The organism is Providencia sp. UF-183, assembly GCF_058246155.1.
This window is the reverse complement of the sequence record NZ_JBSICD010000010.1, coordinates 110,712-130,542: the sequence shown is the minus strand read 5'-3', so window position 1 is coordinate 130,542 and position 19,831 is coordinate 110,712. Positions and strand designations below refer to the sequence as shown.

The 19,831-nt window shown below is 38.1% G+C and carries 20 protein-coding genes; 6 read left to right on the top strand and 14 right to left on the bottom strand.

What is annotated here, in order from left to right; translation table 11 throughout:
• Positions 1-8 precede the first annotated feature (8 nt).
• Positions 9-1,469 (bottom strand): glycosyltransferase family 39 protein, encoded by a 1,461-nt coding sequence (locus tag AC4IFT_RS11655; RefSeq protein ID WP_490751389.1) that lies wholly within the window; start codon positions 1,467-1,469, stop codon positions 9-11.
• A 188-nt stretch (positions 1,470-1,657) separates the two neighbouring features.
• On the bottom strand, positions 1,658-2,938 hold the full coding sequence (gene waaA, locus AC4IFT_RS11650) for a lipid IV(A) 3-deoxy-D-manno-octulosonic acid transferase (RefSeq protein WP_490737032.1): 1,281 nt from the start codon (positions 2,936-2,938) through the stop codon (positions 1,658-1,660).
• A gap of 203 nt (positions 2,939-3,141) precedes the next feature.
• Here waaA and coaD point away from each other — a divergent pair, with 203 nt between their 5' ends.
• Positions 3,142-3,627, top strand: coding sequence for a pantetheine-phosphate adenylyltransferase (coaD, locus tag AC4IFT_RS11645; protein WP_490737034.1), 486 nt, complete (start codon positions 3,142-3,144; stop codon positions 3,625-3,627).
• 10 nt (positions 3,628-3,637) lie between these two features.
• On the opposite strand, the gene mutM is transcribed toward coaD, so the two are convergent.
• Positions 3,638-4,447, bottom strand: coding sequence for a bifunctional DNA-formamidopyrimidine glycosylase/DNA-(apurinic or apyrimidinic site) lyase (mutM, locus tag AC4IFT_RS11640; protein WP_490751388.1), 810 nt, complete (start codon positions 4,445-4,447; stop codon positions 3,638-3,640).
• Between the two features lie 200 nt (positions 4,448-4,647).
• Between mutM and AC4IFT_RS11635 the strand changes: the two genes are divergently transcribed.
• Entirely contained in the window at positions 4,648-5,886 is a 1,239-nt protein-coding gene (locus tag AC4IFT_RS11635) for an O-antigen ligase family protein (RefSeq protein WP_490751387.1), read from the top strand.
• Between the two features lie 41 nt (positions 5,887-5,927).
• Here AC4IFT_RS11635 and AC4IFT_RS11630 read toward each other — a convergent pair whose 3' ends face one another.
• On the bottom strand, positions 5,928-6,923 hold the full coding sequence (locus tag AC4IFT_RS11630; protein WP_490751386.1) for a glycosyltransferase: 996 nt from the start codon (positions 6,921-6,923) through the stop codon (positions 5,928-5,930).
• A 392-nt stretch (positions 6,924-7,315) separates the two neighbouring features.
• On the opposite strand from AC4IFT_RS11630, the gene AC4IFT_RS11625 reads away from it, so the two are divergent.
• The gene (locus AC4IFT_RS11625; protein ID WP_490751385.1) at positions 7,316-8,866 is read left to right on the top strand and encodes a phosphoethanolamine transferase; all 1,551 of its coding nucleotides are present in this window, start codon (positions 7,316-7,318) and stop codon (positions 8,864-8,866) included.
• Between the two features lie 17 nt (positions 8,867-8,883).
• On the opposite strand, the gene AC4IFT_RS11620 is transcribed toward AC4IFT_RS11625, so the two are convergent.
• The 8 genes from AC4IFT_RS11620 to radC form a co-directional block, all read right to left on the bottom strand.
• Positions 8,884-9,942: a glycosyltransferase family 9 protein gene (locus tag AC4IFT_RS11620; protein WP_490751384.1), complete on the bottom strand. Its 1,059-nt coding sequence runs from the start codon at positions 9,940-9,942 to the stop codon at positions 8,884-8,886.
• 71 nt (positions 9,943-10,013) lie between these two features.
• Positions 10,014-11,024 carry a lipopolysaccharide 3-alpha-galactosyltransferase gene (waaO, locus tag AC4IFT_RS11615; RefSeq protein WP_490751383.1) on the bottom strand — a complete coding sequence of 337 codons (1,011 nt, stop codon included), beginning with the start codon at positions 11,022-11,024 and terminating at the stop codon, positions 10,014-10,016.
• Positions 11,025-11,053: 29 nt separating this feature from the next.
• Positions 11,054-11,851 carry a lipopolysaccharide core heptose(I) kinase RfaP gene (gene rfaP / locus AC4IFT_RS11610; protein ID WP_490751382.1) on the bottom strand — a complete coding sequence of 266 codons (798 nt, stop codon included), beginning with the start codon at positions 11,849-11,851 and terminating at the stop codon, positions 11,054-11,056.
• Entirely contained in the window at positions 11,844-12,968 is a 1,125-nt protein-coding gene (locus tag AC4IFT_RS11605; protein WP_490751381.1) for a glycosyltransferase family 4 protein, read from the bottom strand. Before AC4IFT_RS11605 ends, rfaP begins: the two co-directional genes overlap by 8 nt.
• A 1-nt stretch (position 12,969) precedes the next feature.
• Complete coding sequence (gene rfaQ, locus AC4IFT_RS11600; RefSeq protein ID WP_490737050.1) at positions 12,970-14,034, bottom strand: lipopolysaccharide core heptosyltransferase RfaQ; 1,065 nt, start codon at positions 14,032-14,034, stop codon at positions 12,970-12,972.
• 205 nt (positions 14,035-14,239) lie between these two features.
• Positions 14,240-14,407 carry a 50S ribosomal protein L33 gene (gene rpmG, locus AC4IFT_RS11595; RefSeq protein WP_004265124.1) on the bottom strand — a complete coding sequence of 56 codons (168 nt, stop codon included), beginning with the start codon at positions 14,405-14,407 and terminating at the stop codon, positions 14,240-14,242.
• An 11-nt stretch (positions 14,408-14,418) separates the two neighbouring features.
• On the bottom strand, positions 14,419-14,655 hold the full coding sequence (gene rpmB, locus AC4IFT_RS11590; RefSeq protein WP_004265123.1) for a 50S ribosomal protein L28: 237 nt from the start codon (positions 14,653-14,655) through the stop codon (positions 14,419-14,421).
• A 272-nt stretch (positions 14,656-14,927) separates the two neighbouring features.
• Complete coding sequence (gene radC / locus AC4IFT_RS11585) at positions 14,928-15,593, bottom strand: RadC family protein (protein WP_490751396.1); 666 nt, start codon at positions 15,591-15,593, stop codon at positions 14,928-14,930.
• Positions 15,594-15,776: 183 nt separating this feature from the next.
• Here radC and coaBC point away from each other — a divergent pair, with 183 nt between their 5' ends.
• The 3 genes from coaBC (at position 15,777) to slmA (ending at position 18,247) form a co-directional block, all read left to right on the top strand.
• Complete coding sequence (gene coaBC, locus AC4IFT_RS11580; RefSeq protein ID WP_490737052.1) at positions 15,777-16,988, top strand: bifunctional phosphopantothenoylcysteine decarboxylase/phosphopantothenate--cysteine ligase CoaBC; 1,212 nt, start codon at positions 15,777-15,779, stop codon at positions 16,986-16,988.
• A complete protein-coding gene (gene dut, locus AC4IFT_RS11575) occupies positions 16,975-17,430 on the top strand; it encodes a dUTP diphosphatase (protein ID WP_219245134.1) in 456 nt (151 codons plus the stop codon). Before coaBC ends, dut begins: the two co-directional genes overlap by 14 nt.
• Positions 17,431-17,647: 217 nt before the next feature.
• A complete protein-coding gene (gene slmA, locus AC4IFT_RS11570; protein ID WP_219245135.1) occupies positions 17,648-18,247 on the top strand; it encodes a nucleoid occlusion factor SlmA in 600 nt (199 codons plus the stop codon).
• Between the two features lie 51 nt (positions 18,248-18,298).
• Here the strand turns inward: slmA and pyrE are convergent, their stop codons facing one another.
• Together pyrE and rph are read right to left on the bottom strand one after the other, a co-directional pair.
• Positions 18,299-18,940 (bottom strand): orotate phosphoribosyltransferase, encoded by a 642-nt coding sequence (pyrE, locus tag AC4IFT_RS11565; RefSeq protein WP_490737055.1) that lies wholly within the window; start codon positions 18,938-18,940, stop codon positions 18,299-18,301.
• Between the two features lie 121 nt (positions 18,941-19,061).
• The gene (gene rph, locus AC4IFT_RS11560; RefSeq protein ID WP_219245137.1) at positions 19,062-19,775 is read right to left on the bottom strand and encodes a ribonuclease PH; all 714 of its coding nucleotides are present in this window, start codon (positions 19,773-19,775) and stop codon (positions 19,062-19,064) included.
• Positions 19,776-19,831: the final 56 nt, after the last annotated feature.

Sequence of the window (19,831 nt, the reverse complement as noted above, 5' to 3'; positions counted from 1 at the left end):
TCTTTCACTCATTTCTGCGGGGCAATAAACCCAAAACACATCGTCTCTGGTGCCGCATCAGGCTCAGAGCGATAAATCACATCTTCTTTTTCGATGGTAAATTGCGGCCAGAATTTACGGACTTTTGCAAAGTTTTCATGAGCACAATCATCGTATTTTTTACCTAGCAGGAGCGCGCCATGCTCACGAATTTCTGCTTCAGTGATATCGCGGTTATAGACATTCGGTGGCATATGTTTTTCCATCGACCAAGGTTGGATCACATGTGGGCGGTCTTTCGCATAAATAATGAACCATTGATATTGATTATCTTCGCCACCAACATATTTAACAGGTGTACCATAACGTTGATACCAGCGTTCTTCCCCTTCCGCTATTAGGGTTTTTACACCAATAAACTTTTGCCCTGCCCCGCGAATATTCGCCGCTTGAACGGTGATATAGCCAACCACCACTAAAACACCAAAAATCGCAAAACCAATGAGTGATTTCTTAAATGGTTTTTTTGGCATCACAGTTATTGAACCAACAAACAACGGCGCAATAATTGCCATAAAAGGCTGTAGCCATTCCGTAATCCGCCCGCCATCATGGAACGAAAACCAGCCATAAATAACAACCAAAGGGAATAAAATAATGAAATTGGCCATGCGGTTAGGCAGCGCCTTAGGCCACCCTAACTTTCCACCACTGCAATAAATAATAATGGCAGCAATCACTAACGGATAAAAAACACTTAATGCCGCTTGAGTTGTATGGAAATTAAAACCAGGGTCAATTTGTGAATCCACCCATTTAAAAGCTGAGAAGTCCGTCGCCATCAGCCAAAAGAAATTTGGCAGAACTAATGCAAACCACAACGCAATAGCTAAATAAAAAACGGGGTAACGGTAGCTCTGGCGTGCCTGCTTAACAAAAATAGTCAGTAAAAAAACCGAACCGACTAAGGCAAGTGTCGAGTATTTCCCCATGGTTGCCAACCCCGCAACCAAGGCAAAAGGTAACCACCACGTAGGGTTATCATCTACCGCGCGCAAAAAGAAATAAAGAATCCATGGCCATAAGGTGACGAGAATATAGTTATCATTATAAGGAATGATATCAAAATTAATGACACCTGAAAGGTTCAACATTAACATCGCAAACCATGCAAGGTCACGACGCCCAGTTAAACGATAAGCCAGTTTCCAAACACCCAACAGGCCAAATGCAATACCAACAAAATGGATCAAATACCAATAAAAGCTATATGAAATTTCCAAATAGATGGCTGGCCACATTAATACGCCAACGAACCATGGGTTTTTAGGCGAGCCCCATTCCCCATTCATACCCCAATTAACAGCCTCTACCGTGTCGTAAGGTACTGTTGGGTCAAAATAAAAGCTCGCTAAGATCCAGACTACGGCATAGCCTATGACCCATAAATAAACATATTTATTTGAATTTGGTTGATTGATTGCTGGCATACTGTCTTAAAAGATAAGGAAAAATCCAAGTACTCCACTATTGCCAAAAATAGCAAAATAGAATACCCCTATAACAAACGGTGCAGTCTACTATAGTTTAGATGCAATACTAAGATGCGGGAGAAAATATTCATGATTCATTGTTGTAACGTTCAAGTTGGCTTATCTAAAAAAGATACATTGAATCATTATTGTTCTTTGGGTGGTAAATAGGGTTGTAATAATTTTAATAAACGCTGGAGAGCGCCTTGGTTTTCATGCAGAACCTCTGCGGCATGACGGCCATAATATAAACGATAGTCTTCATCAGAAAGTAAGCTCGTCACCGCTTGTTCCATCGACTCACTGTCCGTCACCGTAATCAGCCCATCAGCCTGCGCTAACTTCCCACAAATATCTTTAAAATTAAAGGTATGTGGCCCCATTAAAACAGGTAATGCATGCGCAGCGGCTTCTAAAGGATTATGCCCCCCCGTTTCAACTAAGCTTCCGCCAACAAACGCAATGTCCGCAATTCCATACAGCAACATCAATTCACCCATGGTATCACCAATAACCACTTGGATATCTACGGTAGGAATTGTGTTAGCGCTACGACGAATAAACGTTAGGCCGGCCTTTTGGGTTAGCTCTTCGGCTTTTGCAAAACGTTCAGGATGACGAGGGACTAAAATGAGCAATAAATCTGGAAAACGTTTTAATAACCTTTGATGAGTTTCTAAAACAATGGCTTCTTCGCCGTCATGAGTGCTGGTCGCAATCCACACAGGGCGGTGCGCAGCCCACTGCCTACGAAGTGTAATGGCTCGGACGGCTAATTCAGGGGTAACGGAGATATCAAATTTTAAGCTTCCCGTCACACTTAATTGCATACGCCTTAACCCAAGCTGAACAAAACGCTCACCGTCTTCTTGGTGCTGCGCTGCCACCATCGTGACATTGCGCAGCATGCGTTTCACAAAGCTACCTAACTTTTGATAACCCGCCGCAGAACGCTCTGATAATCGCGCATTGGCGATAACTAAGGGGATTTTTCGCTTATGCAGTTGATTTATCATGTTTGGCCAAAGCTCAGTTTCCATAATAATCACAAGTTTAGGATCAACCTGTTTAAGGAAACGGCGCATCGAGCCCGGTAAATCATAAGGGAGATAAACATGGCTAACATCATCACCAAATGCAGACTGAACACGTTCTGAACCTGTGGGCGTCATTGTGGTAACAGTGATAGGCAAAGAAGGATAGTGATGGCGAAGTGCCCTGACTAAAGGAACAGCGGCTAGCGTTTCACCCACTGAGACCGAATGCAGTAAAATGCCTTGGGGCTTAACTTTACCTGCACAAAAACCATAGCGCTCACCCCAACGTTTACGATACGCAGGCGCTTTTCGGCTACGCAGTAAAAGGCGAACCCATATAAATGGCTGGATAAGATAAAGAAGTACCTGATATAACCGCAGCAATAACATTCGATCTGATTCACTTACCAAAATTGGCGCTATCTTACCATAAACCTTCTGCAAAAGTGTGCAGAATATGCACCTAAAAATTCACAAAGCCTCGCTAACTCTTGTTGCAACCATGCTAGATAGCCGATAAGGTTAAACTCTCGCATCGCTTATTTACACTTATATTTTGAATAAGCAATAACAAACAATGAGATACTATCGCCATGGAACATAAAGCCATCTACCCAGGTACCTTTGACCCGATCACATCAGGGCACGTTGATATTGTCACCCGTGCAGCGGCAATGTTTGACCATGTACTCCTCGCTATTGCCAATAGCCAACGCAAAAATCCCATGTTCACCCTTGATGAGCGGGTTTCCCTTGCAAGGGAGGTGACGTCTCATCTTGATAATGTTGAGGTAGTGGGTTTTTCTGAGTTGATGGCGAGCTTTGCACAAAAAAAAGGGGCGAATATTCTAATCCGTGGTGTGCGCTCGGTGGCTGATTTTGAATATGAGTGGCAATTAGCGAATATGAATCGCCACTTTGTCCCTGAATTAGAAACGGTTTTTTTACTCCCATCGCAAAGTTTATCCTTTGTATCTTCATCTTTAATCAAAGATGTCGCCCTTCATGATGGTGATATTTCTTCTTTTTTACCGCCCATTGTTGCAGATGCAATGCTGAAAAAACTCAATAAAAAATAGCTATCATGAGTTATTTTTGGCACTGAGGGCAGAAAAAGGTGCTACGCTGGCCTTGTTTAATACTTTCAATCGGCGTTCCGCACATTGAACAAGGCTCACCCTTTTTTCCGTACACAAATAACTCTTGTGCAAAATAACCCGGTTTACCATCTGACTGCAAAAAGTCTTTTAACGTTGTACCGCCTTGCTCAATTGAGCGAGCTAACACGAGTTTGATTTGCTTAACCAACTCCGTGATTTCAGCCAATGTTAATGTATTGGTTATTTTTTCAGGTGAAATTTTTGTCGCAAATAGAGCTTCATTTGCATAAATATTGCCAACACCAACGACGATTTTGTTGTCCATCAACCAAGGCTTGACCGCCACTTTCTTTTTTTGCGCGAGCTCATAAAGATATTGAGGGTTAAATTCATCAGATAGGGGCTCAGGGCCTAAATGCGCGAGTACCGAGCTATTCTCTAAGTCATCACACCACAACCAAGCCCCAAAGCGCCGCGGGTCGGTATAACGTAAAACTTTACCATCACGCATGACTAAATCCACATGGTCATGTTTTTCTTCAGGTAACTCTTCTGTTAAAATACGCACACTGCCAGACATACCTAAGTGAACGATAATCCAGCCCTTTTTCAATTCAATCAGCAAGTACTTTGCACGGCGTTGCACGCTTAAAACAATTTCATCAGATAAGCTTTTTATTTGCTCACTGACAGGCCAGCGCAAACGGCTGTTTCGTACGACTGCGTAAGAGATTATATTACCGACTAAATGTGGCTCAATACCACGACGGCTGGTTTCGACTTCAGGTAGTTCTGGCATTTTTAACCCTATATAAATCAAATATTCAATACACAATACAGCATGTGATTCATGAAACGAAATAGGTTACATGATAAAATACTTTCACCCATTGGGTTTCTTTGCTTCATTATGAATGTGCTATATTTACATCACATACTCTTTCCCGCATGATAAGCACCAATTTTTGAGATTAAATCAAAGACAATAAAGGCAATGTCGTGAAAATAAACAGTATTTCTCTTCGTCAACTTCCTTTTTTATTACTATTTTTAGTCACACTAGGAATGTTTACCAACGATACGCAAGGTGTATTAAATGTCTCTGTTGTCTTACTTTTTTTATATACAATTTTCACACTTTTAAAAAATAAAATTAATATTACAGCTGACCTGCTCGCTCTAATTAAGTCAAGAAAGATGCTTTTTCTGTTTGGTGCCTGGGGGTTATTTTGTGCTATATTTTTTACGTATTCAGGCTTCACTCAAGAAGCCATCAAAGCGTTCTTTGATGATTGGCGATATGTTTTTATTATTACTTTTTTTCTGATTGTATTTAAAAGCGATATTGATAAATCAAAAAAAACAATCTGCTATGCACTCATTGCTACATTGGCCTTCACAATATTTTTTATTCCAATTTTAAAGCAGTTTAAAAATAGTGCTTTACCTCTCTACCTACAACTTCGGTATGGTTTCGCACACTATATGACCTTATTGTTTCCCTTTACTTTCAGTGCCTTATTTCTATTCAAAAAAAGAATACTAAAAGCCACGATGCTACTTCTTTCTATACTAGCCTTCTTATTCATATTGTATACTGGGAGCCGAGGAGGCTTCCTTTCTGTTATTATTGAAGCTGCTATTATTCTGTTTATTTTATCCACAAACTATAAAAAACTCATGGTTAATATTGTGAGTTTTGGTGTTTTAGCAATAGCAATTGTTCTCACTTCCTATCATTATATCCCGCAAGTAAAAACTAAAGTAAACCAATCACTGTATGCAGAGGATATCACCTCATCTCGAGGTAAAATCATTGATACTCGATACCCAATTTTTACGCAAAATCTCTCATACCAGTTAATGGGAGTGGGTTATGGTTCTGTCGCTTATAATCAGTTTCTATTTGATAATAACGCAAAAAAATTCAGTGGTGGGATGGGGTATTCTAGAAGTAAAAAAGAATCATTTTACAACAATGATGAGCCTTTCTTCCTAAATATTAGTTATAGCATAGGCCTTATTGGGTTATTTCTATTTTTAGCAACATTTGCCATCAATATGAAAGACTTAGTTAAAAGTATTAGAGTGGAAAAAGATATTTTTAATGTCGGAATATTTGTTTCGTCTATAGGTTATTTTTTAGTCTATTGCCTATTTGAATTTATCTTTCTTGATATTTTTATTTTATATAATATTTTAACGGCTATTTTTATTCGAAAAGTACTAGTCAAATAAAGAAAGGCCCTATAAAAATACAAATATACAGGGCTTTAAAATCAAAATATTTTTTTAATTAAATACTTAAATGTTGTAGACAGAAAACCTAAATAATCGCCATTTTTTCTTAAATGTGATTTTTTTCTTGATAACTGTTTATAACCTTTTGGTTTTATTAAATCGATGTCTTTCCAAGGTGACTGACTTCTCGCCGTTTCAAAAAAAGCGTATTCCTCATAAAAAATCGCCCATTCGTGAAAGGGCTTTGTTAGGCCCACAAAGTGGATAAAAACAACATCAGATGGAATTTTAGGAATATTTCCTTTATTCCCAATATGCCAATCCAGAGAGAACATGTAATTAAAATTTTCACTAATATTCAATAGATTAGAATTTAATAAGATATTCAGTGCATCTTGATCTGGATGACCGAACTCATTATTGCTGACTAACTCAACAACTTTATTCGGTATATTATATTCAGCTAATTTTTGCACTGACATATATAGAAAACCAGAGTTAAAATACTTTGACATATCCATCGGTAACACTTTCTTTTGGCTACGGAATTTATCTTTTACCGCATATAAAAAAGTATTTTCGTTAAACTCTAATGAGTCAAGATAGGATAAGTTACCCTTACAAATAATATCTGCATCTAAGTATAATAATTTATTGATGTTTTTTTCTGCTAAATAAGAGATGATGATCAGCCGAAAATAAATTGCGGAGCTCCATCCTTTCGATGGCAAAGGTAGTGATTGAAATTTTTCGTTATCAATCAAATAAATAGTTAACCGATGTTGAGTTCCTTCAATCAAGCGATGAAAAAGCAATTCATCTTTTAATTTATCAACAAAAACATGAAAATGGAAACGACGTTCAGTGTTATAGATAAGAATTGAGGAGATTGAAGTACCTACACCGTATAAAAAATTTTCATCTACACCATAAGCGATATGAAAAAAATCTCCATCACTGATATTGGTATCTGAGCTTATTTCTATTTTTGATTTTATCATCTCATGACTTAACATCATACGTTCCCATTGCAAGCCTTTACCACCCTAATGCCAAAAATCCCAAAAATCCCAAAAATCCCACATTTTTCTATAGAACCATCAATAGTATAAACTATTCTTAGTTTGGTTTTAGGTTATTCACGTAGTTTTACACTTTATCTTTTTTTACAAAACACCATAGAATCCATGCACTAAATGATAACAACTATCATTACCCTGTTGTTAATAAATTGAAGCCCACTTTTATACATTAGTAAACACAATATCTATAACTCTAAGTAGTTCCCCCTTTTATTCGTGTAAATGCGTTAGTTTTCCTTTATAATCATAAATTAAAACAGTATGCAAAATACGCTATATAAAAACACACTAAGCTCAATGACTAACGCTTATAACGGTTTGATTCCTAATCACATGGCTGCTCTATGATACAAAAACCTGAGTTAAAAAAAACCTTATTGGTTTTATTTTCCTTAATTATCCTAGCCTCTATCGCCAAACTTATGTTACTTGGCTCAGGAAATGCACACCCTACAGTAAGGGAAATAACATTAGTTTGTTTTTTAATTATTATATTAAGCTCTTCAAATAAAGCCTATTGGTACATAGGGTTTCCAATTGTCTTGGTTAATGCCATATACACACCTATTGGCTTAAACTTCGGTGAGCCTACCTATCAATATATTTCTTCTGTCATTGCTACAGATGCAATGGAGTCCAAAGAATTTTTCACTCAAATTCCGATAAAGAATTATCTTTTTTCACTAATGATTGTAGCTGGGTTTATTTTCTATCGAAAGATAACTATCAAGAATGGAATATATTTTTATAGAAATAAAACATTACTTGTATGCCTAGCAATTTTTGCATTGATTAACCAGTCTCCCTTTAAACTTTTTAATAATATGTATCAATCAACACTAAGTGTGAAAAAAGAAGTTGAGAACCTTAGTGAGTTCACTAAAAATAGTGAATGGGGAAAATCAACACTAATAAAAGATAAAACGCAATATGATGACTATATTTTAGTTATTGGGGAAAGTGTTCGCCGAGATTATATGAGCGCTTATGGGTATCCAATAGATAACACGCCATTTATCAATAAAACGAATGGCATCATAGTTGAAGGATTAACTTCAGGTGGGACCAATACTGTTTCTTCATTACGCGTAATGCTGACACAATCAAGTAAAGAAAACTGGGAGCCCAATTATGGACAAAATATTGTTGATTTAGCAAAATCAGCAGGTTATAAAGTTTACTGGATATCAAATCAAGGCTTTATTGGTGAATTTGATACACCAATAACCTTTATCGCAAAAAGGAGTGATGTTAAAAAATTCAACAAGATGGGTGCCTTTAACTCCAACGATTCAAGTGACTTTGGCTTAGTAAATACGTTTAAAGATGAATTAGAAGAAAAAGTAAATAAAAAACAAAAGCGATTGTTTGTTATTCACTTATATGGCTCTCATCCTGATACTTGTGCACGTATTGAAGATTATAAAAATAAATATATCACTAAAGATAAAAAATATACAAATATCTCATGTTATGTCTCAAGTATCGAAAAAACAGACAATATCCTTGAATCAATTTATAGCACCTTAAAAACACAAGAAAAAGAAAAAAACCGCAGTTTTTCAATGTTATACTTTGCAGACCATGGTTTATCACATTCAATTATAGATGATGAAATTAAATTAAATCTCAGTAATGTCTCTGCTAAAGTATTAAATATCCCCCTAATTATCCTCAATTCTGATAGTCAGAAAAAAGAGCGCATAGTGGCTTATAAGTCTGGTAAATTTTTTACTACGGGTATAGCAAATTGGCTTAACATTAGTAATAAAAAAATAGATTCCAACTACAATTTAATTTCTAATCATAATGATGACGAGACATTAAGGTATCATTTTCAGAAGTTAAGAGATGGAAATAGTGACGACTCACCTATCTATATAGGCGATAAATAAATATACCTAAAGACCACTTAACTAGTGGTCTTTAGACTATCCACTATCAGGTGATAAGAATTTATTTCATCTAATATTTCCGTAATAACATTATCGACGGAGATATTTTTTATACCGGTAGGCTCTATTACTTGTTTTGACTTAGTATAATTAGGAGCGCAAAGAAAATCAGTGTTAAATCCGTCATTATAAACTGAGCTATAAAATGCTAATAACGGAATATTTTTACTGTTTGCTAAATGCACAAAAGATGTATCCGAAGAAATACAAAAATCACAAAGACTTAATATTGCAGCAGATGAAATAAAGCTTGCTGTTTTAAAAAAATAAACATTCTCACCAACATTAATATTTTTCGCTCTGTGCTCCTCACAGAGCATAATAACACTTATATTTTTTATTTTTTTTAACTTATCTAAAACAGCATTAACTTGCCCATCACTAAAGCTCCGTTCTAGTGTTGATGCAAATGGGCAAAATGCAATTTTTAAATCTGATGAGCTAATACACTCTAATTTATTTCTAGCATTATCTAGCTCATTATCTGGAATATTAACAATATAGTTACCTTCGATTTTACTAGCGAAAAATGTCTTTAGAATGTGGTTATAATAATCAGTTATATGAATTCCATTACTAGCTTTAAAGTTATCATTATATTTAGAAGGAAACTTTACATTAAAACCACTCAAAAAACTATATTTAAGCTTTTTCAATAACTTATAATACTTATATGAAAAAAACCAACCACAGTGACTATATGGGTCAATCACTAAATCATATATGGTTTCATTCCATTTATTATCATCACTAAGAATAATACTTCGAATATCTGAATTACCTAAAAAGATTTCAGTATTTTTTTTTGCAATAATAACATCTACATTCTTATTTAACTCTTTTAGCTTATGAATAAATGATGTAGCCATAATCGCATCACCGATTCCGACATTAATCAAGACAAGACAAATAGAATGAATATTCTCTTTATCCTTGTTCTCAAGATATCGTGGTTTAGGTAATTTAATATATTGAATAATGGATTTAATTTTATATTTTAGTTCGCTAAAATTCATTTTTTCACCTAGTTACCTAATACAACTTTAAATTATACATTTATCTTATACCTAAAAATCAACCAGTTATATTAAAATAATTTTTTAAAAAAATATTGAAGATAACTTTTTATACTCAATAAATATTTTTTCTGATGACTTAAGTGCTTAGCACAATAACGTAAATGATTACTACTCTTTGCTTTTAATAAAGGAATATCTTTCCATGGCGACGCATTTTTTGCATCAACAAAAGACTGCGCTGTTGGATAAGACGCCCATTCATGCCAAGGCTTTGTGGGGCCAATATAGTGAATCAAAACGGTATCTGGTGTTATTGGATTTTCTTTTTTGCCTTTTTGTAGCTCATAATTGATGCTGTATTGCGTATTATATTTTCCATCAAGGTAAATAACTTTCTCTGTTAACAGCATATTTAAAATATCCTGATCTAAATAGGATAATTTAGCTTTAACAGCATCTTGAGAAAGTAATTCCATTGCCTTAGTCGATATATCAAATTTTGACCAATTCACTAAGTTAAGAATTAAAAAGCCTGCATTAAAATACCCTGAAGCAATACTTGGAACCCCTAAAGCATCCGCTCTTTTTTGCCACCATACGCTATCTCTTTCAGGTACCACAGCTGCAACTTGATTATACTCAAACTGAATGTTTAATAGCGGTTTCAATGAGCCTTGGCACATAATGTCCGCATCCATGTAGATCATGCGTTCTAATTGATTTGAAAAATAATCCGCGATAATAAACCTAAAATAGGTGGCATAGGACCAATTTTTGGTACTTGGTAATGACTTTAGTTGCTCACAATCAACAAGATATATTTTAATACTGGTTTTGTATTGCTCTGCAAGCACCTTAAACAACCGAGATTGTTCATCGTCAAAATAGTCTGTAAAAACATGAAATGAGAATGAGATATCAGAATTTGTTTTTAATAATGATGCGATGGAAATTCCACAACCATATAAAAAGTTACGGTCAATGCCATACGAAATATGCAAGCTACTATCAGTAATGACTGCATCAGATGATGATAAATCAATCTGTTTTGTGACTGCATTTTCCTTATTGAAGAACATGTATTCTATCTCTCTAATTTCGATTGTATTTACAATGACTTTCTAATTGTACGTTCTTTAATCTTTTCAGCTTTACGGCTGACTTTTTCGATAAGCGCTTGCTCTTGTTTTAAAATTTCTTTTAATGGCAAAGCAAAATAAATCCTCATAAAACGGAAAATATCGCGCTGCGTTAAACCAATATTCAATGAAGAATAATAGAGGCCAATCAAGTCTTTGTCACGCCAACGCACTGGAACGGATGTTCTGAGCTGCGCACGATGCAAGTCAATCACAGATATTTTTAATTCGTCTTCTTTTTCAGTGAAAGGCAAGTGCAATAAGAAGTGACAAATATAGCAATCACGATGATTAATACCCGCTTTATGCATACCATGAACCATTTCGGCGACTCGGCGAATAATCATTTGCTTCGTGGGAAATAGCGGAGGTTCATTTAACCAATTTGCACAATAATCTTCCAAACTAATCGTTGGCGTTAAGTCTTCAGTAATAATAAAGGAATGACGACGAAGTGGGTTTATTCCTTTTTGCCCAAAAGCACGCCCATTCATCGTATCGACACCCACTTGCGTAAGTCGATGAATCGCATTCCATTCTCTATCTGCACCTAAAACAGGTAACCGAAAAGAAATCAGGTTTTTCAGAACTTCTTTTAAGGTTGTCCCATAGTGAATTTTAATAAAATAGCTATGGCCTTCTACCTCAAAGCGCAGTGTTTTTCGGGTTTCTAATGCACGAAAAACTTCACCGTGTAGTTTATCCGCTTCAATAAATGGGTCTTTATTTTGCCAAAGCGCATCAAAAGGCGGTTTTAATTCAATCATTTTGGCACCCTAAAATAATATCAGCTGCATTTTGCGGTAGGCTGTACAAGTCTTCTGTATCTGCAAAATGTTGTGCATTTTTAGCCCATTGTGTGCGCATATTGGCATCTTCTAAACCATTTTGTAATGCATAGTTGAGCTGTGACTGTTCAAAAGGTTCGTTAATAACGACCCCGCACTGGGCTTTTTGAATAAACGAGGCATAACCACACACTTCAGTGACAATAATCGGTAATCCTGCCGTAATCGCTTCCAGTAAGACAATACCAGCAGCCTCATGATAGGCAGGGTGCATTAAGATATCGGCCGCAGCCATTAATTCTGCAATATCATTACGCCCACTAAAGAAAGAGACTTGCTGACTAATGCCTAATGCTTCTGCTAAGCGCTGGTATTTGGCGGGCTTATCTTGCCCAACTACCATCAACAAGGTATTTTTCTTGATGCTCTCTGGTAGTGCAGCAAGAGCTCTTAAGGTGCGATCAACGCCTTTACGTTTAAAGTCAGAACCCACTTGCAGCAGTAAAAATGCAGATTCAGGGATTTGATTTTTTTTGCGATAAATTCGTTTTGCGTCGGCAATTTGCTTATCGTATTTACGATCTAAAGCAATCCCCGGGGGCAACATATGGAAACGCATGTCTTCTGTTTGATAGTGCTGTTTGAAATGTTTGATTTGATGTGGTGTTAACATTAATAGCTGTGTGGGCTTATTCACATCAAAAACCGCTTTTTCAAATGCAGCATAATGCTTATAACGCGGTGTCAGTTTATAGAAAAAACCTTTTTCTTCAGCAACTTTCTGTGCATAACACACATCCGCAGCATAATAGACATCCAAGCCAGGCATCTTATTAAAACCCACAATGCGATCAACGGGGTGCTGCTTGATATTGGCGAGAACCCAATCACAATACTGTGCATTCCTGCCATGATTCGTGCTTGCAGACACAGGAACAATGACAACTTCAAACCCATCAGGTTTTTCACCGTCCCATGACTGAGTATACACTCGCACGTGATGACCCCGAGATTGGCATTCTGTCGCAATACGTAAAAAATCGCGCTGTAAACCACCAAAAGGAAAGTATTTATACAAGCAAAATGCCAATTTCATATTAATACCTTGTCATCATAGAACGGATATTCATTGGCAACAGCTTTTCAGTTGCTTTAATCACATCAGATGCAGGAATAATGGAGAGATATTTTTTATTTCGATCTAACTCATCCCGCGGCGGCATTGTTTCATAATCACCCGCCCAAAATTGCACTGCATTATCCGTCCATGGGCGCCAAAATATATGATTGGTTGCACCAAAAAGACATACGATAGGCGTATTTACCGCCGCTGCAATATGCATCGGTGCTGAATCTACACCAATAAATAGTGCGGCATGAGCAATCAGCGCACCCAGTTCAGGAAACGTCGTTTTACCCGCTAATTCAATCACTGGCTTTGTTTGGCAGCCATTCGCAATATTATTGACACACTCAAGGTCTTCCTTGCTCGGACCAGACGTTAATACCACCTGATAGCCACGTGATTGCAATGCATCAATGACTGCAGAGAATTTTTCATCATCCCAGCACTTAAAAATTTGCCGTGCTGTTGGCTGAATAACAACATAGCTACTGTGTACACCTAAATCTAATAACCTTTGGTCAATATTTTTCCAATCATCCGCGGTATAAGACATCGTCAGATTTGTTTTAAGTTCTTTTAATTCTAACGGTTTCAGTACAGATAGATTATTTAAAACCACATGCTCCCCTTCGGGAACGGTTAAATGCGTAAAGCTATTACGCCAATATTTAGAATCACGATGACCAAATTGATGTGAGATTTTTGTTTCAGCAGGAATTGCACGCACCAATAAGCTAACCATCCACTGATCCGCTAAATTTACCACTAAATCGTATTTATTTTTGCGCAGCGTTAAGAGCAACTTAATAAAATTGCACGCTTTGCTCACCCCACTACTTTTTTTATTCGCCATCCCATATAGCGCATTAATTTCGCTGTTTTCAGATAGAATAGGGAGCGTATCCTGATAGAGTAAAACATCAATTTCAGCATCAGGATATTGGTGTTTTAATGAGCTGATAACTGGCGTTGTCAGCAACATGTCCCCATGAAACCTCATCTTGATAACAAGAATTTTTTTAAACTGTTTTTTCACCAGGCACTCTTAGTCAGGTCTATGTATAAAAAGTAAAAGACGATAGATATTTGACAATAAATATCATTATTAATTCAATCAATATTCACTATGTTACTACTTTCAGAATAATGGTCATAGCCTCGTGTGCGCATATCACCATTCAATTAAAATTTAGACAAAAAAAAACTCAGCCGAGGCTGAGTTTTTAACGCAGAAAGCAAAATTATTTGATTTTTGCTTCTTTGTAGATCACATGCTTACGAACAACTGGATCGAATTTTTTCAGTTCCAGTTTTTCTGGCATTGTGCGCTTGTTCTTCGTAGTGGTATAGAAGTGACCTGTACCTTCAGAAGAGACCAGCTTGATTTTCTCGCGAATACCTTTAGCCATTTTTTAGCTCCTTAGTACTTCTCACCACGGGTACGCAGTTCAGCAAGAACAGCATCAATACCCTTTTTATCGATAACACGCATACCTTTAGCAGATACACGCAGTGTTACGAAACGTTTCTCAGACTCAACCCAGAAACGGTGAGAGTGCAGGTTTGGCAAAAAACGACGTTTGGTCGCATTTAATGCGTGTGAACGGTTGTTACCGCTCATTGGACGCTTGCCGGTAACTTGGCAGACTCGTGACATGTCTATTCTCCAAAAATCTAATCAGCTCGAGCTTTTTTGTTCTGGGTATGGCCGCCTCGTCAGGCTTAGGAGCCCATCTCAGCAAACTTTCAATTGACTGAAAAAACCGTTTATACCTAAATAAAGATTTACAAAGACAGGTAAAAATTTACTGAGATAGGCCCTTCTCGCCAAACCCAAGATCCTTAAAGGTGGCGTAGTATACGCTTTCAATCGTTTTCACTCAAGCCCAACAGCGTAAAAGTTGTCATTTTTTAGGCAAAAAAATGATTTTACAACCACCCTCGTTCCACAAAAGAGACACATTGCTTGTGCCCGACCACAAAATGATCAAGTAATTTCACCCCCATAATCGAGCATGCACTCTGAATTCGCTCAGTCACCTGTCTGTCTGCTGCGCTAGGTTCAGGATTACCTGATGGGTGGTTATGCGCCAAGATGATTGAACTTGCATTCATTTTTATTGCAAAGCGAATAATTTCCCTTGGGTGTACTTCAACGCGATTTAATGTGCCCTTAAACATCTCTTCGTGGCAAATAATTTGATTTTGGTTGTTCAAAAATAACACAATAAAAACTTCACGCTCTTGCCCTGCAAACAAATCAAGTAACCGAGACTTTAAGAGTTCTGGCCCACTCATCACATCCTCATAAAGAAATTGCTCCGAAAAAAAGCGGCGAGCTAGCTCACTAACCGCTTGTAACTGTGTAAATTTGCAATGTCCCATCCCTTTGCATTGCATCAGCCGCGCATAGTCTGCTTGAATCAATAAGTACAATGAACCAAATTCCTTAATCAGCCGCTCAGCCAACCTCAAAACAGGTTCTCCTTGGCTACCTGTTCGCAAAAAAATAGCCAACAATTCGGCATCTGAAAGCGTTGCCGCACCATAAGCAAGTAGCTTCTCTCTAGGTGGTAAGTTTTGGTATTCATTCATAATATTATTCATCCCTGAATTCTCTCTCATCACTTTTATCGAGTTTTCAGTGGAAAACAATTGTGTTCATGAGGCTTTGCGTAGCGCTTCGCAAAAATAATAAGTTGATGCGAAATCGAGCGCTCCCCCTAAACGCGCAATGTGGTAATATGCCGTTCATGTTGAGCAAAGTGGATAAAAATAATGAATCAACTATCACTATTGGGTAAACAGATAGTTATTGGTATCAGTGGGGGCATCGCCGCCTATAAAATTCCAGAACTGACTCGTCGCTTGCGTGACCAAGGCGCGATTGTTCGTGTCGTTATGACTCAAGGCGCAAAGGCCTTTATTACCCCTCTGACCTTGCAAGCTGTTTCCGGTCACCCTGTTGCTGACGACTTATTAGATCCCGCCGCTGAAGCCGCAATGGGCCACATTGAACTCGCAAAATGGGCAGATTTGATTATTTTAGCCCCAGCAACTGCGGATTTAATTGCTAGACTTAATGCAGGGATGGCGAATGATTTGCTGACCACAATATGCCTTGCCAGCGCAGCTCCCATTGCGATAGTGCCTGCAATGAACCAGCAAATGTACCGTGCACATGCAACACAAGATAATTTAACCAGATTGAAACAACGCCAATGTATAATTTGGGGGCCAGATGACGGCAGTCAAGCTTGTGGTGATATTGGCCCAGGTCGCATGATTGATCCGCTCGAAATTGTTCGTTTGGCTGGTGAATATTTCAATCCTAAGCTAGATTTACAAGGCATCAAACTGATGATCACGGCTGGTCCAACTCGTGAAGATTTAGACCCTGTGCGTTTTATCAGTAATCACAGCTCAGGAAAAATGGGGTTTGCAATTGCCCAAGCGGCAAGCCAACGAGGTGCTGATGTGACATTAATTTCAGGGCCAGTTAACCTCCCGACACCAATGGGTGTGAATCGAATTAATGTCATTAGCGGGTTAGATATGTATGAGCAGGTTCATCAATCTATCGCTGAACAAGATATTTTTATTGGCTGTGCTGCTGTTGCAGACTATCGAGCCAAAACTGTCGCTGAAAATAAAATTAAAAAACAAGGTGATGAGTTCACCATTACACTAGTGAAAAACCCAGATATTGTCGCTAGTGTTGGTGCTCTTACCAAAAATAGGCCTTATGTTGTCGGATTTGCAGCTGAAACCCAAAATGTGGAAGAATATGCACGCCAAAAACGACAACAGAAGCAATTAGATTTAATTTGTGCCAATGATGTTTCCCTTGCGGATAATGGGTTTAATAGCGATAACAACGCATTACACCTATTTGATGCCAATGGTGATACTCGGTTGCCACATAGCAGTAAAATTGAATTAAGCCACTATTTACTTGACGAGATACTTCAACGTTATGAAAAAAATTGACCTAAAAATCCTTGATAGCCGTATCGGTAACGAATTTCCTTTACCAACCTATGCAACAACAGGCTCAGCAGGCTTAGACTTGCGTGCTTGCCTTGATGCGCCGATTGATTTGGCTCCAGGTCAAACCGAATTAATTCCAACAGGTCTAGCGATACATATCGCTGATGAAAGTCTCGCTGCGGTTATTCTCCCTCGTTCAGGCTTAGGCCATAAACATGGTGTTGTACTCGGAAACCTTGTCGGTCTTATTGATTCTGATTATCAAGGTCAACTCATGGTTTCTGTTTGGAACCGTGGTGACAAAACCTTTACTGTAGAGCCTGGTGAACGTATGGCTCAAATGGTTTTTGTTCCTGTTGTTCAAGCTGAATTTAATATTGTTGATGATTTCGATGCGACAGAGCGTGGTGCAGGTGGCTTTGGCCATTCAGGTCGACAATAAATAAAATATTCTGATATTTAATATGCTATATAGAACCGACTTTAGGTTCTATATTTATGAATTAAAACAATCGGTCGCATATTACCGAGCAGAAATATTGTTCAAAATTTACTTACACTCTCTACATTTTTAAACCTATTTTGCTCTGTAAGTCTCTTTACTAAGAGCAAAATTTTGGATAGTTTGTTTTGCTGTTTTAGCAGGGGTCTAATTAGACATGGCAGAAAAAGCGACAACACAAAAACGTAACAGACGTGATGAGATCTTACAGGCTCTTGCGTTAATGTTAGAAAGTAGTGATGGTAGCCAACGCATTACGACTGCAAAACTTGCAGCCACCGTTGGTGTTTCAGAAGCAGCGTTGTACCGTCATTTTCCAAGTAAAATGAAGATGTTTGATAGCCTTATTGGGTTTATCGAAGACTCACTGGTTTCGCGTATTAATCTAATTTTAAATGATGAAAAAGATACCATCATTAGAATTAAATTAATGTTAGCGTTAATTTTAGGATTTTCAGAGAAAAATCCTGGCTTAACGCGTATAATGACAGGTCATGCGCTTATGTTTGAACAAGACAGGCTGCAAGACCGTATTAACCAATTATTTGAGCGAATTGAATCCCAATTACGCCAAGTGTTAAAAGAGAAGAAAATACGCGATGGTCATGGCTTTGTACATGATGAATCGCTACTTGCCTCTCAACTGCTCGCTTTTTGCGAAGGCATGTTATCACGCTTCGTACGTTCCGAATTTCGTTATCGACCGACTGTCGAGTTCGAAGCGCGCTGGCCTTTAATTTTAGCTCAGTTACAATAGCCAGTTATTAGTACTACTCACCCCGCCCGTTTTTTGGGCGAGGGGATTTTTTTAAATACCGTACTTTTCTCTATAAGCTTTCATCGCCACTAAGTGCGCTTCCATACCTTCTTGTTCAGAAAGGTACGTAATCAAATCGCTCATCGTAATGATTGAATATACTTTGCAGCTATAGTCACGCTCAACCTCTTGTACTGCTGAGATCTCACCTTTTCCTTTTTCTTGGCGGTCTAAGCACAGTAAAACACCGTTCAGAGTCGCTTTTTGCTGCTTAATAATTTCCATCGATTCGCGAATTGCAGTACCTGCTGTGATCACATCATCAACGACAACAACACGTCCTTGCAGAGGGCTACCAACTAATACACCACCCTCACCATGATCTTTAGCTTCCTTACGGTTAAAGCAATATGGCATATCGATGTCATGATGTTCAGCCAGTGCGACTGCCATGGTGGTTGCAATTGGAATACCTTTATAGGCAGGCCCAAAAATTACATCACATTCAATTGCGCTCTCTTGCAGCGCCTGTGCATAAAAACGACCGACAAGTGCCAGATCACGTCCAGTATTAAATAACCCTGCATTAAAAAAGTAAGGGCTTTTGCGACCTGATTTCAGCGTAAACTCACCAAATTTCAGTACCTGTTTTTTCATGGCAAGTTCAATAAAATCGCGCTGATAGGCTTTCATTGGTCATTCTCCTCATTGATGAAAATTATATATATTTAATCTGTTATTTTGCTGATTGCGTTATCTGTCATTTTGCAGACATAAAAAAGGCGACTTTTCAGCCGCCTATTTAATCATTAATTTATTTCAGCGCTTCTCGCTGAGCTTCAAAAATGGTATCAAGCCCTGTTTTGGCTAATGCCAGTAGAGCTAATAACTCTTCATGGCTAAACGGTTCGCCTTCTGCCGTGCCTTGCACTTCAATCATGCGGCCATCATCCATCATTACCACGTTCATGTCCGTTTCAGCGGCAGAATCCTCAACGTACTCAAGGTCGCAAAGCGCTTCTTGGTTCACAATTCCGACCGAAACTGCGGCAACCATAGACTTCAGAGGGCTTTTCGCAATTTTCCCCTGAGCAACCATATTATTCAGTGCGTCCACCAGAGCCACACATGCGCCTGAAATCGCCGCAGTACGTGTACCGCCATCGGCTTGGATAACATCACAATCCAACGTGATGGTGAATTCACCCAATTTTTTCAAATCAACCGCTGCACGTAAAGAACGCGCAATCAAACGTTGGATTTCCATTGTGCGGCCAGTTTGCTTACCACGCGCAGCTTCACGTTGGTTACGTGAATTTGTTGCGCGCGGTAACATACCGTACTCAGCGGTTACCCAACCTTGGCCTTGGCCTTTTAAGAAACGAGGAACCCCCTCTTCTACCGTTGCATTGCATAACACCTTGGTGTCGCCAAACTCAATAAGAACAGAGCCTTCTGCGTGTTTTGTATAATTGCGCGTGATGGTAATCGGGCGCATTTGGTCCGCTTGTCTATCTGCTGGGCGCATGGTGTTATCTCCGTTATCAACTCAAATTGGGACGCATTATACGTCCTTAAAACGAT

What these genes read in the sequence shown, in the direction of transcription:
- dut (WP_219245134.1), top strand. Translation starts at nt 16,975, where the DNA reads ATGAAAAAAATTGACCTAAAAATCCTTGATAGCCGTATCGGTAACGAA.
- rpmG (WP_004265124.1), bottom strand. Translation starts at nt 14,407, where the DNA reads ATGGCTAAAGGTATTCGCGAGAAAATCAAGCTGGTCTCTTCTGAAGGT.
- AC4IFT_RS11620 (WP_490751384.1), bottom strand. Translation starts at nt 9,942, where the DNA reads ATGAATTTTAGCGAACTAAAATATAAAATTAAATCCATTATTCAATAT.
- coaD (WP_490737034.1), top strand. Translation starts at nt 3,142, where the DNA reads ATGGAACATAAAGCCATCTACCCAGGTACCTTTGACCCGATCACATCA.
- slmA (WP_219245135.1), top strand. Translation starts at nt 17,648, where the DNA reads ATGGCAGAAAAAGCGACAACACAAAAACGTAACAGACGTGATGAGATC.
- radC (WP_490751396.1), bottom strand. Translation starts at nt 15,593, where the DNA reads ATGAATGAATACCAAAACTTACCACCTAGAGAGAAGCTACTTGCTTAT.
- waaA (WP_490737032.1), bottom strand. Translation starts at nt 2,938, where the DNA reads ATGTTATTGCTGCGGTTATATCAGGTACTTCTTTATCTTATCCAGCCA.
- pyrE (WP_490737055.1), bottom strand. Translation starts at nt 18,940, where the DNA reads ATGAAAGCCTATCAGCGCGATTTTATTGAACTTGCCATGAAAAAACAG.
- rph (WP_219245137.1), bottom strand. Translation starts at nt 19,775, where the DNA reads ATGCGCCCAGCAGATAGACAAGCGGACCAAATGCGCCCGATTACCATC.
- waaO (WP_490751383.1), bottom strand. Translation starts at nt 11,024, where the DNA reads ATGTTCTTCAATAAGGAAAATGCAGTCACAAAACAGATTGATTTATCA.
- rpmB (WP_004265123.1), bottom strand. Translation starts at nt 14,655, where the DNA reads ATGTCACGAGTCTGCCAAGTTACCGGCAAGCGTCCAATGAGCGGTAAC.
- coaBC (WP_490737052.1), top strand. Translation starts at nt 15,777, where the DNA reads ATGAATCAACTATCACTATTGGGTAAACAGATAGTTATTGGTATCAGT.
- AC4IFT_RS11625 (WP_490751385.1), top strand. Translation starts at nt 7,316, where the DNA reads ATGATACAAAAACCTGAGTTAAAAAAAACCTTATTGGTTTTATTTTCC.
- rfaP (WP_490751382.1), bottom strand. Translation starts at nt 11,851, where the DNA reads ATGATTGAATTAAAACCGCCTTTTGATGCGCTTTGGCAAAATAAAGAC.
- AC4IFT_RS11655 (WP_490751389.1), bottom strand. Translation starts at nt 1,469, where the DNA reads ATGCCAGCAATCAATCAACCAAATTCAAATAAATATGTTTATTTATGG.
- mutM (WP_490751388.1), bottom strand. Translation starts at nt 4,447, where the DNA reads ATGCCAGAACTACCTGAAGTCGAAACCAGCCGTCGTGGTATTGAGCCA.
- AC4IFT_RS11605 (WP_490751381.1), bottom strand. Translation starts at nt 12,968, where the DNA reads ATGAAATTGGCATTTTGCTTGTATAAATACTTTCCTTTTGGTGGTTTA.